The sequence below is a fragment of the Streptomyces sp. NBC_00582 genome, assembly GCF_036345155.1.
GTDB lineage: Bacteria > Actinomycetota > Actinomycetes > Streptomycetales > Streptomycetaceae > Streptomyces.
Map to the genome: position 1 here is coordinate 4,506,758 of NZ_CP107772.1, position 12,987 is coordinate 4,519,744.

The window sequence follows — 12,987 nt, forward strand, 5'->3', positions numbered from 1 at the left end:
TGTGTCTGCCCCGGCCGTATCAGGTACCGGGGTCAGGAACCCGATGAGCGGATGCTCACCGGCTACGACCGGTCAGTACGTCTCAGTACTGCTCGGTCTCCACGAAACCCGCGTCCGCGTCGTCGTCGGCGCCGAAGGCGTCGGCGGCGGCCGTGGGGTCGAATCCGGGCGGGCTGTCCTTGAGGGCCAGGCCCATGCCGGCCAGCTTCGCCTTGACCTCGTCGATGGACTTCGCACCGAAGTTGCGAATGTCGAGGAGGTCCGCCTCGGAGCGGGCGACGAGCTCACCCACGGAGTGGATGCCCTCACGCTTGAGGCAGTTGTACGACCGAACGGTGAGCTCCAGCTCCTCGATCGGCAGCGCCAGGTCGGCGGCGAGGGCGGCGTCCGTCGGGGACGGACCCATATCGATGCCCTCGGCGTCGATGTTGAGCTCACGGGCCAGCCCGAAGAGCTCGACCAGCGTCTTACCGGCCGACGCCATGGCGTCACGCGGACGCATGGCCTGCTTGGTCTCGACGTCGACGATCAGCTTGTCGAAGTCGGTGCGCTGCTCGACACGGGTCGCCTCGACCTTGTACGTGACCTTGAGCACGGGGCTGTAGATGGAGTCGACCGGGATACGGCCGATCTCCTGGCCCACCTGCTTGTTCTGCACGGCGGAGACGTAACCGCGGCCGCGCTCGACCGTGAGCTCCATCTCCAGCTTGCCCTTGCCGTTGAGCGTGGCGAGGACGAGGTCGGGGTTGTGCACCTCGACACCGGCCGGGGGCGCGATGTCGGCGGCGGTGACCAGACCCGGGCCCTGCTTGCGCAGGTACATCACGACGGGCTCGTCGTGCTCCGAGGAGACCACGAGCTGCTTGATGTTGAGGATCAGGTCGGTGACGTCCTCCTTGACGCCCGGCACGGTGGTGAACTCGTGCAGGACACCGTCGATACGGATGGACGTGACCGCCGCACCCGGGATCGAGGAGAGGAGCGTGCGGCGCAGGGAGTTGCCGAGGGTGTAGCCGAAGCCCGGCTCCAGCGGCTCGATCACGAACCGGGAGCGGAACTCGTCGACGACCTCTTCGGTCAACGAGGGACGCTGAGCGATCAGCATGGTGTTTTCCTTCAGTCAGGGGCGCCCGCTATTTGACGCCCGACTCTGTACTGCAAGGGTACGGGCGATACGGCCCTTTATGGAGCCGTACCGCCCGTAGCCTCAAGACAACCGTGCGTCAGACGCGGCGACGCTTCGGCGGACGGCAGCCGTTGTGCGGGGTCGGGGTGACGTCCTGGATGGAGCCGACCTCGAGGCCCGTGGCCTGCAGGGAACGGATCGCGGTCTCACGACCGGCGCCCGGGCCCTTGACGAAGACGTCGACCTTGCGCATGCCGTGCTCCTGCGCGCGACGGGCAGCCGACTCGGCGGCCATCTGCGCGGCGAACGGCGTGGACTTGCGCGAGCCCTTGAAGCCGACGTGGCCGGCGGAGGCCCAGGAGATCACGTTGCCGGCCGGGTCCGTGATGGACACGATCGTGTTGTTGAACGTGCTCTTGATGTGCGCCTGGCCGTGCGCGACGTTCTTCTTTTCCTTGCGGCGCACCTTCTTGGCAGCGCCCTGACGTCCCTTGGGGGGCATCTACTAACTCCTACGGGAGGTGGTCGGTCCTACAGCGAAGACCGCTGGACGGCGAAGTCCGCTGTGGACTACTTCTTGCCCGGCTTCTTCTTGCCGGCGATGGCGCGACGCGGGCCCTTGCGGGTGCGGGCGTTCGTGCTGGTGCGCTGACCGCGGACGGGCAGACCACGACGGTGACGGAGACCCTGGTAGCAACCGATCTCGACCTTGCGGCGGATGTCGGCCTGGATCTCGCGACGGAGGTCACCCTCGGTCTTGATGTTGTTGTCCACGTACTCGCGGATCGCGACGAGCTGCTCCTCGGAGAGGTCGCGAACACGGGTGTTCGGGTCGACGCCGGTCGCAGCCAGCGTCTCCTGCGAGAGGGTCCGGCCGATGCCGAACACGTAGGTGAGGGCGACCTCCACGCGCTTGTCGCGCGGGATGTCAACACCGGAAACGCGTGCCATTCAATGGCTCCTGGTGATCGTCGGAGGTCTTCCACAGAACCGGATCCCAGCCGCCGGCCTCTTCACTTCACGAAGACTTGGTACGACTGGGTCCCCGGCCTCCGAACCGGGGGTGTCAGGCAAGAAGAAACCCCCGCCTGGGTCCTGCGTATGAACATATTCAGCTCGCGTCGCGCGAAGTCTCTGCGATGTCGATGCAGAGGGTGTGATCGGCTGCGATCAGCCCTGGCGCTGCTTGTGGCGCGGGTTCTCGCAAATGATCATGACCCGACCGTGACGGCGGATCACCCTGCACTTGTCGCAGATCTTCTTGACGCTCGGCTTGACCTTCATGGGATGTGAGGTTCTCCGGGTCAGTTGCCGGCGGCCCCGCTCACGCGGGACGTGGGCAAGATCTACTTGTACCGGTAGACGATCCGGCCACGCGTCAGGTCGTACGGAGACAGCTCCACCACGACCCGGTCGTCAGGGAGGATGCGGATGTAGTGCATACGCATCTTGCCGCTGATGTGTGCCAGGACCTGGTGGCCGTTCTGGAGCTCGACCTTGAACATGGCGTTCGGCAGAGACTCGACGACAGTGCCCTCGATCTCGATGGCACCTTGCTTCTTGGCCACGCTTTGCCCTTCGAATCGACTACCTTGATCGACTCCCCTGCTTCCCCCTGCGGGGCGCACGCGGACATGCGGGTGCACGAGAGCCGACGAGTCAGTCTACGTCAGCGCTCCGAGAAACACGAATCGAGAGAGTCTGCCCCACCCGAAAGATCCGTAAGCTTGAAAATCCCCTCGGGGCACCCAACTTCAGGGGCGCGGGAAACTGCGCGCCCAGCCCCCCACCGGCCCCGCAGCCACCCGACAACCTCAGCCCAACGGATAGGGCGCCTCACAAGCTTCGAGCGGCTGCGCCGGCCTCCGACCGGCGGACCGGGGGCTCCGGCGCCGTCACGCGAGCGGATCCGGCGCGGCCGCGACCCCGTGCTCCGCCAGCTTCGCCTTCCCGCCGTCGGGAGCCGTCAGCACCAGCGGGCCCTCCTCCGTCAGGGCCACCGAGTGCTCCCAGTGCGAGGACCACGTGCCGTCGGTCGTGATGACCGTCCAGTCGACCAATCCTCGACGCCCCTCTCGCGGGCTCGGCGCCAGGGCGCCTCACAAGCTTCGAGCGGCTGCGCCGGCCTCCGACCGGCGGACCGGGGGCTCCGGCGCCGTCACGCGAGCGGATCCGGCGCGGCCGCGACCCCGTGCTCCGCCAGCTTCGCCTTACCGCCGTCGGGAGCCGTCAGCACCAGCGGGCCCTCCTCCGTCAGGGCCACCGAGTGCTCCCAGTGCGAGGACCACGTGCCGTCGGTCGTGATGACCGTCCAGTCGTCCTCGAGGACCTCCGTGCGCGGGGTGCCGAGGGAGACCATCGGCTCGATGGCGAGGCAGAAGCCGGGGACCAGCTTGGGGCCCTTGCCCCGGCGGCGGTCGACGTAGTTCAGCAGATGCGGATCCATGTGCATCTCGGTGCCGATGCCATGGCCGCCGTAGTCCTCGATGATGCCGTAGCGCCCGCCGCCGGGCTTCGGCTGGCGGCGGATGTACGTCTCGATGGCACGGGAGACGTCGACGAGCCGGTTGCCGAGCTTCATGGCCGCGATGCCGGCCCACATCGACTCCTCCGTGACCCGGGAGAGCTCGATCAGCTCCGGGGAGTGACCGGAGCCCACGAACGCCGTGTAGGCCGCGTCCCCGTGCCAGCCGTCCACGATCGCGCCGCAGTCGATCGAGATGATGTCGCCGTCCTTGAGGACCACCTCGTCGGACGGGATGCCGTGGACGACCACGTCGTTCACCGAGGTGCAGATCGTCGCGGGGAAACCGCCGTACCCGAGGAAGTTCGACTTCGCGCCGTGCTCCGCGAGCACCTTGCGCGCGACCTCGTCCAGGTCCTTCGTCGACGCCCCCGGCACCGCCGCCTCCCGCGTCGCCGCGTGGATGGCGGCGACGACCAGCCCCGCCGCACGCATCTTCGCGATCTGCTCGGGGCTCTTGATCTGCACCATGAGGGCCTGCGCTCTCCATCACTCGGTCGGGGGGTACGTACTACCTACACAACAGTACGGCCGTGGGGTCCAGGGGGACTCCACGGCCGTACGGGTCCGACGACTACGCGTCGTCGCCCTCACGCTTCAACGCCGCCAGCGCGCGGTCGGTGACCTGCTCCACGGGGCCCATGGAATCGATGGTCACGACCAGGCCCTGGGCCTTGTAGTAGTCGATGATCGGCTCGGTCTGCGTGTGGTAGACCTCAAGCCGCGTCCGGACGGTCTCCTCGGAGTCGTCGTCCCGCTGGTACAGCTCACCGCCGCAGACGTCACAGACGCCCTCGGTCTGCGGCTTCTTGTACGTCACGTGGAAGACGTGGGACGAGTCGTTGCGGCAGATGCGCCGGCCGGCGATCCGCTTGACGACCTCCTCCTCGGGGGCCTCCAGGTCGAGTACCGCGTCCAGCTTGATGCCCTCGGTCGTGAGGAGCTCGTCCAGGGCCTCGGCCTGCGAGACATTGCGCGGGAAACCGTCCAGCAGGAAGCCGCGCTCGGCGTCCGGCTGCTCCATGCGGTCCTTGGCCATGGCGATGGTCACCGTGTCCGGCACCAGTTCGCCCTTGTCCATGTAGGACTTCGCGAGTTTCCCGAGGTCGGTCTGCTGGCTGATGTTGGCGCGGAACAGGTCGCCCGTGGAGATGTGCGGAACGCGCAGTGTCTCGGCCAGGCGAGTGGCCTGCGTACCCTTTCCGGCACCCGGCGGCCCGACGAGGACGATTCGCATCAGCGGAGGAACCCTTCGTAATTGCGCTGCTGGAGCTGGCTCTCGATCTGCTTCACCGTCTCGAGACCCACACCCACGATGATCAGGATGCTGGTCCCGCCGAACGGGAAGTTCTGGCTTGCCCCGAAGCCAACCAACGCCATCGTCGGGACGAGAGCGATCAGACCCAAGTACAGCGAACCCGGCCAGGTGATCCGGTTGAGCACGTAGGAGAGGTACTCAGCGGTCGGTCGGCCAGCCCGGATGCCCGGGATGAAGCCACCATACTTCTTCATGTTGTCGGCGACTTCCTCGGGGTTGAAGGAGATGGCGACATAGAAGAAGGCGAAGAAGACGATCAGCAGGAAGTACAGGCTGATGTAGATCGGGTGGTCACCCTTGGTCAGGTTGGCCTCGATCCAGGTCTTCCAGCTGGAGGTGCCGCTGGAGAACTGCGCCACGAGGGCCGGGATGTAGAGCAGCGACGAGGCGAAGATGACCGGGATCACACCGGCCTGGTTCACCTTGAGCGGGATGTACGTCGACGTACCGCCGTAGGAGCGGCGGCCGATCATACGCTTGGCGTACTGCACGGGGATCCGGCGCTGGGCCTGCTCGACGAAGACCACCAGGGCGACCATCACCAGGCCGACCGCGATGACCGTGCCGAACTCGATCCAGCCGTCCGCCAGGGTGCCCGACTTCTTGATGGCCCACAGCGCGGACGGGAAGGTCGCGGCGATCGAGATGAACATCAGGATCGACATGCCGTTGCCGATGCCGCGGTCGGTGATGAGCTCACCGAGCCACATGACGACGGCCGTACCGGCGGTCATGCAGATGACCATCACGATGGTGGTGAAGATCGCGCGGTCCGGCACGATCTGGCTGGCGACGGTGCAGCCGGAGAAGAGCGCGCCGCTGCGGGCGGTGGCCACCAGGCCGGTGCCCTGCAGGATGGCCAGCGCCACGGTCAGGTAACGCGTGTACTGCGTGATCTTCGCCGTACCGGCCGAGCCCTCCTTCTTGAGGGCCTCCAGGCGCGGGATGACCACGGTCAGCAGCTGAAGGATGATGCTCGCCGTGATGTACGGCATGATGCCCAGGGCGAAGACCGTGATCTGCAGCAGCGCGCCGCCGCTGAACATGTTCACCAGACCGAAGAGGCCCTGGTTGCCGGACGCCTCGTCGACGCAGCGCTGGACGGACGTGTAGTCGACACCGGGGATCGGGATGTGCGTACCGACCCGGTAGACCACGATGATGGCGAGCGTGAAGAGCAGCTTCTTGCGCAGGTCGGGCGTCCTGAACGCCCGGGCGAACGCGGTGAGCACGGTGCCTCCTGCGACCCCCGCGCATCTGCGTCAAGGGTGACGGTCTTGAAGGTCCAATAAGAACAACGACAAACGACAACGACATGAGTAACGGCCGACTGTCGTTCAAGGTGCCCCCTTGGGAGAACCTTGTGAAAAGTGGGCAGTGCTGGTCACCTTACCCGCGACACAGCCGCCCTAGGAACGACCAACCGGGGATACCCCATTTGTGGGGTATCCCCGGTCGGGATCGCTCAAGTCATCGAGACGCCTGATGTGGTCAGACGAGCTCGGTGACGGTACCGCCGGCGGCGGTGATCTTCTCCTTGGCGGAGCCGGAGACGGCGTCGACCGTCACCTGCAGCGCCACGGAGATCTCGCCCTGGCCGAGGACCTTGACGAGCGCGTTCTTGCGAACGGCGCCCTTGGCCACCAGACCCTCGACGGTGACCTCGCCACCCTCGGGGTAGAGCGCTGCCAGCTTGTCGAGGTTCACGACCTGGAACTCGGTCTTGAACGGGTTCTTGAAGCCCTTCAGCTTCGGGAGGCGCATGTGGAGCGGCATCTGGCCACCCTCGAAGCGCTCCGGAACCTGGTAACGGGCCTTCGTGCCCTTCGTACCACGACCGGCCGTCTTACCCTTCGACGCCTCACCACGACCCACACGGGTCTTGGCGGTCTTGGCGCCCGGGGCGGGACGGAGGTTGTGGATCTTGAGCGGGTTGTTCTCCGCCATGATCAGTCGACCTCCTCGACCGTCACGAGGTGGCGGACGGTGTGCACCATGCCGCGGAACTCGGGGCGGTCCTCCTTGACGACCACGTCACCGAGGCGCTTGAGGCCCAGGGAACGCAGGGTGTCGCGGTGGTTCTGCTTGCTGCCGATGTAGGACTTCGTCTGCGTGATCTTGAGCTGCGCCATGATTACGCACCCACCCCGGCACGCGCACGAAGCAGGGCCGCGGGGGCGACGTCCTCGAGCGGCAGACCGCGGCGGGCCGCGATCTCCTCGGGACGCTGCAGACCCTTCAGGGCCGCCACGGTCGCGTGCACGATGTTGATCGCGTTGTCGGAGCCGAGCGACTTCGACAGCACGTCGTGGATACCGGCGCACTCGAGCACGGCACGCACCGGACCACCGGCGATCACACCGGTACCCGGGGACGCGGGCTTGAGCAGCACGACGCCGGCAGCCTTCTCACCCTGGATGGGGTGGGGGATGGTGCCCTGGATACGGGGGACCTTGAAGAAGTGCTTCTTGGCCTCCTCAACGCCCTTGGCGATGGCGGCCGGCACCTCCTTGGCCTTGCCGTAACCGACACCCACGGTGCCGTCACCGTCGCCCACCACGACCAGCGCGGTGAAGCTGAAGCGACGACCACCCTTCACAACCTTGGCGACGCGGTTGATCGCGACGACGCGCTCAACGTACGCGGTCTTCTCGGCGGCAGCAGCGCCGCCGTCACGGCCCTTCCGGTCCCGCCGCTCGCCGCCACCGGCACCGCCACCGCGGCGCTGGGGTCCAGCCATTGGAATTACCTCTCTCTTTTTCCGCTAGCTACGGCAGGCTCAGAACTTGAGCCCGGCTTCGCGGGCGGCGTCCGCCAGGGCGGCGATGCGCCCGGCGTACTGGTTGCCACCACGGTCGAATACGACAGCCTCGACACCGGCGGCCTTGGCACGCTCGGCGACCAGGGCGCCGACCTGCTTGGCCTGCGCGGACTTGTCGCCCTCGCCACCGCGGACCGACGTGTCCAGGGTGGACGCCGACGCCAGGGTGTGACCCTTGATGTCGTCGATCACCTGAGCCACGATGTGGCGGTTCGAGCGGGTAACGACCAGACGGGGACGCTCCGCCGTACCGGAGATCCGCTTGCGGATCCGGATGTGACGGCGCTTGATCGCGGCGCGCTTGTAGGCGTCGCCCTTCAGGATCTTCTGCCCGTATGCCATGGCTTACTTACCCGCCTTTCCGACCTTGCGGCGGATGACTTCGCCCTCGTACTTGACGCCCTTGGCCTTGTACGGGTCGGGCTTGCGCAGCTTGCGGATGTTGGCCGCGACCTCGCCGACCTTCTGCTTGTCGATGCCCTCGACCGAGAAACGGGTCGGAGCCTCGACCTTGAAGGTGATGCCCTCGGGGGCCTCGACGACGATCGGGTGGCTGTAACCGAGCGCGAACTCGAGGTTCGAGCCCTTGGCGGTCACGCGGTAACCGACACCGCTGATCTCGAGCTTCTTCACGTAACCCTGGGTCACGCCGGTGATCATGTTCGCCACCAGCGTGCGGGACAGGCCGTGCAGGGCCTTGCTCTGACGCTCGTCGTTGGGGCGGGTGACGTTCAGGACGCCGTCCTCACCCTTGGCGATCTCGATCGGCGAAACGACGGTGTGGGTCAGCGTGCCCTTGGGGCCCTTGACCGAGACCGTCTGGCCGTCGATGGTGACGTCCACGCCGGCGGGAACCGCGATGGGGAGCTTGCCGATGCGCGACATAGCTGTTTCCTCCGTTCCCTTCTGCTACCAGACGTAGGCGAGGACTTCCCCGCCTACGCCCTTCTTGCCGGCCTGCTTGTCGGTGAGGAGCCCGTGCGACGTGGAGATGATCGCCACGCCGAGGCCGCCCAGCACCTTCGGCAGGGAGGTGGACTTCGCGTAGACCCGGAGACCGGGCTTGGAGATCCGCTTGATGCCCGCGATGGAGCGCTCACGGTTCGGGCCGAACTTCAGCTCGAGGGTGAGGTTCTTGCCGACCTCGGCGTCCTCGACGCGCCAGCCGGTGATGAAGCCCTCCTGCTGGAGGATCTCCGCGATGTGAGACTTGATCTTGGACGCCGGCATCGTCACGGAGTCGTGGTACGCCGAGTTCGCGTTCCGCAGACGCGTCAGCATGTCTGCGATCGGATCAGTCATGGTCATGAATTGGCCTGTGGCCTCTCTCGCCGGGGTTTCCTGGTGCGCCATCCCTCTCCCCGATCCGAGACGGGACGGGTGCGGCGCGGTGGACCTACGGCGTAGTAAGTCGTAAGGGCGGCAATCAGGCGCCCAACCCTCCAAGCCTAAGCCATGAAAGGGAGGGCGCCTGACACGCCCAGTGCTTACCGAGAGCCTCCGGAACCCCTAAATAAGGGGTTTACCAGGAGCTCTTGGTCACGCCCGGCAGCTCGCCACGGTGAGCCATCTCACGAAGGCACACGCGGCAGAGGCCGAACTTGCGGTACACGGAGTGCGGACGGCCGCAGCGCTGGCAGCGGGTGTACGCGCGCACACCGAACTTGGGCTTGCGAGCAGCCTTAGCGATCAGAGCCTTCTTCGCCATCTCGCTCACGCCTCCTTGAACGGGAAGCCGAGGTGACGAAGGAGCGCGCGGCCCTCAGCGTCGTTGGTCGCCGTGGTGACCACGGTGATGTCCATACCCCGGACACGGTCGATCTTGTCCTGGTCGATCTCGTGGAACATGACCTGCTCCGTGAGACCGAAGGTGTAGTTGCCACGGCCGTCGAACTGCTTGGGGGACAGACCACGGAAGTCGCGGATGCGCGGCAGCGCGAGCGACAGGGTGCGGTCCAGGAACTCCCACATGCGGTCGCCACGGAGCGTGACGTGAGCACCGATCGGCTGACCCTCGCGCAGCTTGAACTGCGCGATGGACTTGCGGGCCTTGGTGACGGCCGGCTTCTGACCGGTGATGGTGGTCAGGTCGCGGATCGCGCCCTCGATCAGCTTCGAGTCACGGGCGGCGTCGCCGACACCCATGTTGACCACGATCTTGACGAGGCCGGGGATCTGCATGACGTTCTCGTACTTGAACTCGTCACGCAGCTTGCCCGCGATCTCCTCGCGGTACTTCGTCTTGAGACGCGGAGTGGTGGTGGTAGCCATCAGATGTCCTCACCCGTCCGCTTGGCAACGCGGATCTTGTTGCCCTCGTCGTCGAAGCGGTAACCGACACGCGTGACGACCTTGTTGCCGTCCTTCTCCACGACCAGCTGAACGTTGGACACGTGGATCGGGGCCTCGGTGGTCACGATGCCGCCGGCCTGGGAACCCTTGGCGGTCGGGCCGGCCTTGGTGTGCTTCTTGACCCGGTTGACACCCTCGACCAGGACGCGGTCCTCGCGGGGGAAGGCCGCGATGACCTTGCCCTGCTTGCCCTTGTCCTTACCGGTGATGACCTGGACCAGGTCGCCCTTCTTGATCTTCATGCTTACAGCACCTCCGGCGCGAGCGAGATGATCTTCATGAACTTCTTCTCGCGCAGCTCACGGCCGACCGGGCCGAAGATGCGGGTGCCGCGAGGGTCGCCGTCGTTCTTCAGAATGACAGCGGCGTTCTCGTCGAAGCGGATGTACGAGCCGTCCGGACGGCGGCGCTCCTTGACGGTGCGAACGATGACCGCCTTGACGACGTCACCCTTCTTCACGTTGCCACCGGGGATCGCGTCCTTGACGGTGGCGACGATGACGTCACCGATGCCCGCGTAGCGGCGACCGGAGCCACCGAGCACACGGATGCAAAGGATCTCCTTCGCACCAGTGTTGTCGGCGACACGCAGTCGCGACTCCTGCTGGATCACGTCTATCTCCTGTTTGTCTGCCGGTTCCCCGGGAGCCGCTCAGCGGAGCGGCTCCCGGAGCCTGGCGGAACTGTCCTGCGAGGGATGCCCCGCAGGAGACTTACTTGGCCTTCTCGAGGATCTCGACGACGCGCCAGCGCTTCGTCGCGGACAGCGGCCGGGTCTCCATCAGGAGGACGCGGTCGCCGACGCCCGCGGCGTTCTGCTCGTCGTGCGCCTTGAGCTTGTTCGTACGGCGGATGACCTTGCCGTACAGCGCGTGCTTGACGCGGTCCTCGACGGCGACGACGACGGTCTTGTCCATCTTGTCGCTGACGACGAGACCCTCACGGGTCTTGCGGAAGCCGCGCGCCTCAGTGTTCTCAGTCACGTTGTTCTCGCTCATCAGGCGTTCTCCACCGTTTCGATGCCCAGCTCACGCTCGCGCATCAGGGTGTAGATCCGCGCGATGTCCTTGCGGACCGCCTTCAGACGGCCGTGGTTCTCGAGCTGACCAGTCGCCGCCTGGAAGCGGAGGTTGAACAGCTCTTCCTTGGCCTCGCGGAGCTTCGCCAGAAGCTCCTCGTTGCCCAGCTCGCGCAGCTCGGACGCCTTGGTACCGGCCGACATCACGCTTCACCTGCCTCGCGCTTGACGATCCGGCACTTCATCGGCAGCTTGTGGGCGGCGCGAGTGAGGGCCTCACGGGCGATCTTCTCGTTCGGGTAGGACAGCTCGAACATGACCCGGCCCGGGTGCACGTTCGCGATCCACCACTCCGGCGAACCCTTACCGGAACCCATGCGGGTCTCGGCGGGCTTCTTCGTGAGCGGGCGGTCCGGGTAGATGTTGATCCAGACCTTGCCGCCACGCTTGATGTGGCGGGTCATCGCGATACGAGCCGCCTCGATCTGGCGGTTGGTCACGTACGCCGGCGTGAGGGCCTGGATGCCGTACTCGCCGAACGCGACCGTCGTACCGCCCTTGGCCTCACCGCGACGCTTCGGGTGGTGCTGCTTGCGGTGCTTGACCCTACGGGGGATCAGCATGTCGGTCAGGCCTCCGTTCCGGTGCTCTCAGCCGGAGCGGCGGCGGGAGCGTCGGCCTTGGGGGCCTCGGCAGCCGGAGCCTGCTGCGGCTTACGACCGCGACCGCCACGCTCGCCACCGCGGCCACCACGGCCGGCGGGACGGTCAGCGCCGCCACGGGCCGGACGGTTGCCGGCGCGGGCAGCGGCGTTCTCGGCGCGGACCTCGGCGATGTTCTTGACGTCGCCCTTGTAGATCCAGACCTTCACACCGATGCGGCCGAAGGTCGTCTTGGCCTCGAAGAAGCCGTAGTCCACGTTCGCGCGGAGCGTGTGCAGGGGCACACGGCCCTCGCGGTAGAACTCCGAGCGGGACATCTCGGCGCCGCCGAGGCGGCCACCGCACTGGATCTTGATGCCCTTGGCGCCGGCCTTCATGGCGGACTGCATGCTCTTGCGCATGGCCCGACGGAAGGAGACGCGGGAGGAGAGCTGCTCGGCGACGGCCTGGGCCACCAGCTGAGCGTCCGTCTCCGGGTTCTTGACCTCGAGGATGTTGAGCTGGACCTGCTTCTTGGTCAGCTTCTCCAGGTCGCCGCGGATACGGTCGGCCTCGGCGCCGCGGCGGCCGATGACGATGCCCGGACGCGCGGTGTGGATGTCCACGCGGACACGGTCACGGGTGCGCTCGATCTCCACCTTCGAGATGCCGGCGCGCTCCATGCCGGACGTCATCATCCGACGGATGGCGACGTCTTCCTTGACGTAGTCCTTGTACGACTTGTCGGCGTACCAACGGGACTTGAAGTCCGTGGTGATGCCGAGCCGGAACCCATGCGGGTTAACCTTCTGGCCCATTACCGGGTTCCTTCCTTGCTGGCGACGACCACGGTGATGTGGCTGGTCCGCTTGCGGATCCGGTAGGCACGGCCCTGGGCGCGCGGCCGGAACCGCTTCAGGGTCGGACCCTCGTCGACGTACGCCTCGCTGATGAACAGCGAGTTGGCGTCCGTGTGGTCGTAGTTGTGCGCGGCGTTGGCGATGGCGCTGTCGAGCACCTTGCCGACGGGCACGGAGGCTGCCTGCGGAGCGAATCGCAGAACAGCCTGGGCCTCCGTGGCGTCCATGCCACGGATGAGGTCCACCACACGGCGGGCCTTCATGGGCGTGACGCGGATGTACCGCGCCTGGGCCCTGGCTTCCATGGTTGTCCCTTCAGAGTTACTT

Annotated in this window: 23 protein-coding genes and 1 pseudogene; all 24 read right to left on the minus strand. The window is 66.5% G+C overall.

All coding sequences use genetic code 11. The features are described 5' to 3' along the window. Positions 1-82: 82 nt before the first annotated feature. The gene (locus OG852_RS19795; RefSeq protein WP_003966937.1) at positions 83-1,105 is read right to left on the minus strand and encodes a DNA-directed RNA polymerase subunit alpha; all 1,023 of its coding nucleotides are present in this window, start codon (positions 1,103-1,105) and stop codon (positions 83-85) included. A 118-nt stretch (positions 1,106-1,223) separates the two neighbouring features. After that, the gene (gene rpsK, locus OG852_RS19800; RefSeq protein WP_010354218.1) at positions 1,224-1,628 is read right to left on the minus strand and encodes a 30S ribosomal protein S11; all 405 of its coding nucleotides are present in this window, start codon (positions 1,626-1,628) and stop codon (positions 1,224-1,226) included. A 68-nt stretch (positions 1,629-1,696) separates the two neighbouring features. Continuing rightward, positions 1,697-2,077 carry a 30S ribosomal protein S13 gene (gene rpsM / locus OG852_RS19805; RefSeq protein ID WP_030788235.1) on the minus strand — a complete coding sequence of 127 codons (381 nt, stop codon included), beginning with the start codon at positions 2,075-2,077 and terminating at the stop codon, positions 1,697-1,699. 219 nt (positions 2,078-2,296) lie between these two features. Next, positions 2,297-2,410, minus strand: a complete 114-nt coding sequence (gene rpmJ / locus OG852_RS19810) for a 50S ribosomal protein L36 (protein ID WP_004984509.1) — start codon at positions 2,408-2,410, stop codon at positions 2,297-2,299. Positions 2,411-2,472: 62 nt separating this feature from the next. Next, complete coding sequence (gene infA, locus OG852_RS19815) at positions 2,473-2,694, minus strand: translation initiation factor IF-1 (protein ID WP_003948620.1); 222 nt, start codon at positions 2,692-2,694, stop codon at positions 2,473-2,475. Between the two features lie 327 nt (positions 2,695-3,021). Next, positions 3,022-3,180: pseudogene (locus OG852_RS19820) on the minus strand (type I methionyl aminopeptidase); the annotation flags it as partial. A 104-nt stretch (positions 3,181-3,284) separates the two neighbouring features. Further along, a complete protein-coding gene (map, locus tag OG852_RS19825; RefSeq protein ID WP_133914855.1) occupies positions 3,285-4,121 on the minus strand; it encodes a type I methionyl aminopeptidase in 837 nt (278 codons plus the stop codon). 103 nt (positions 4,122-4,224) lie between these two features. Beyond that, positions 4,225-4,887 (minus strand): adenylate kinase, encoded by a 663-nt coding sequence (locus OG852_RS19830; protein WP_133914854.1) that lies wholly within the window; start codon positions 4,885-4,887, stop codon positions 4,225-4,227. Then, on the minus strand, positions 4,887-6,200 hold the full coding sequence (gene secY, locus OG852_RS19835; protein WP_133914853.1) for a preprotein translocase subunit SecY: 1,314 nt from the start codon (positions 6,198-6,200) through the stop codon (positions 4,887-4,889). The genes OG852_RS19830 and secY overlap by 1 nt, the downstream gene beginning before the upstream one ends. 259 nt (positions 6,201-6,459) lie before the next feature. Beyond that, complete coding sequence (rplO, locus tag OG852_RS19840; protein ID WP_133914852.1) at positions 6,460-6,915, minus strand: 50S ribosomal protein L15; 456 nt, start codon at positions 6,913-6,915, stop codon at positions 6,460-6,462. A 2-nt stretch (positions 6,916-6,917) separates the two neighbouring features. Beyond that, complete coding sequence (gene rpmD, locus OG852_RS19845; RefSeq protein WP_009190145.1) at positions 6,918-7,100, minus strand: 50S ribosomal protein L30; 183 nt, start codon at positions 7,098-7,100, stop codon at positions 6,918-6,920. 2 nt (positions 7,101-7,102) lie between these two features. Further along, entirely contained in the window at positions 7,103-7,708 is a 606-nt protein-coding gene (gene rpsE / locus OG852_RS19850) for a 30S ribosomal protein S5 (protein WP_132857213.1), read from the minus strand. Positions 7,709-7,747: 39 nt separating this feature from the next. Continuing rightward, entirely contained in the window at positions 7,748-8,131 is a 384-nt protein-coding gene (gene rplR, locus OG852_RS19855) for a 50S ribosomal protein L18 (RefSeq protein WP_055632352.1), read from the minus strand. A 3-nt stretch (positions 8,132-8,134) separates the two neighbouring features. Next, a complete protein-coding gene (gene rplF, locus OG852_RS19860) occupies positions 8,135-8,674 on the minus strand; it encodes a 50S ribosomal protein L6 (RefSeq protein WP_133914851.1) in 540 nt (179 codons plus the stop codon). Positions 8,675-8,698: 24 nt separating this feature from the next. Beyond that, positions 8,699-9,097, minus strand: coding sequence for a 30S ribosomal protein S8 (gene rpsH, locus OG852_RS19865; RefSeq protein ID WP_055632350.1), 399 nt, complete (start codon positions 9,095-9,097; stop codon positions 8,699-8,701). Positions 9,098-9,311: 214 nt separating this feature from the next. Further along, complete coding sequence (locus OG852_RS19870; RefSeq protein WP_003956452.1) at positions 9,312-9,497, minus strand: type Z 30S ribosomal protein S14; 186 nt, start codon at positions 9,495-9,497, stop codon at positions 9,312-9,314. Positions 9,498-9,502: 5 nt separating this feature from the next. After that, a complete protein-coding gene (gene rplE, locus OG852_RS19875; RefSeq protein ID WP_007494758.1) occupies positions 9,503-10,060 on the minus strand; it encodes a 50S ribosomal protein L5 in 558 nt (185 codons plus the stop codon). Beyond that, positions 10,060-10,383 carry a 50S ribosomal protein L24 gene (gene rplX, locus OG852_RS19880; RefSeq protein ID WP_030039760.1) on the minus strand — a complete coding sequence of 108 codons (324 nt, stop codon included), beginning with the start codon at positions 10,381-10,383 and terminating at the stop codon, positions 10,060-10,062. The genes rplE and rplX overlap by 1 nt, the downstream gene beginning before the upstream one ends. 2 nt (positions 10,384-10,385) lie before the next feature. Continuing rightward, on the minus strand, positions 10,386-10,754 hold the full coding sequence (gene rplN / locus OG852_RS19885) for a 50S ribosomal protein L14 (RefSeq protein WP_003998823.1): 369 nt from the start codon (positions 10,752-10,754) through the stop codon (positions 10,386-10,388). Between the two features lie 100 nt (positions 10,755-10,854). Further along, on the minus strand, positions 10,855-11,139 hold the full coding sequence (gene rpsQ, locus OG852_RS19890) for a 30S ribosomal protein S17 (protein WP_004984524.1): 285 nt from the start codon (positions 11,137-11,139) through the stop codon (positions 10,855-10,857). Beyond that, complete coding sequence (rpmC, locus tag OG852_RS19895; protein ID WP_007494763.1) at positions 11,139-11,363, minus strand: 50S ribosomal protein L29; 225 nt, start codon at positions 11,361-11,363, stop codon at positions 11,139-11,141. The genes rpsQ and rpmC overlap by 1 nt, the downstream gene beginning before the upstream one ends. Then, positions 11,363-11,782: a 50S ribosomal protein L16 gene (rplP, locus tag OG852_RS19900; RefSeq protein WP_030788270.1), complete on the minus strand. Its 420-nt coding sequence runs from the start codon at positions 11,780-11,782 to the stop codon at positions 11,363-11,365. Before rplP ends, rpmC begins: the two co-directional genes overlap by 1 nt. 5 nt (positions 11,783-11,787) lie before the next feature. Next, positions 11,788-12,618 (minus strand): 30S ribosomal protein S3, encoded by an 831-nt coding sequence (rpsC, locus tag OG852_RS19905; RefSeq protein WP_133914850.1) that lies wholly within the window; start codon positions 12,616-12,618, stop codon positions 11,788-11,790. After that, on the minus strand, positions 12,618-12,965 hold the full coding sequence (rplV, locus tag OG852_RS19910; RefSeq protein ID WP_133914849.1) for a 50S ribosomal protein L22: 348 nt from the start codon (positions 12,963-12,965) through the stop codon (positions 12,618-12,620). Before rplV ends, rpsC begins: the two co-directional genes overlap by 1 nt. Positions 12,966-12,987: the final 22 nt, after the last annotated feature.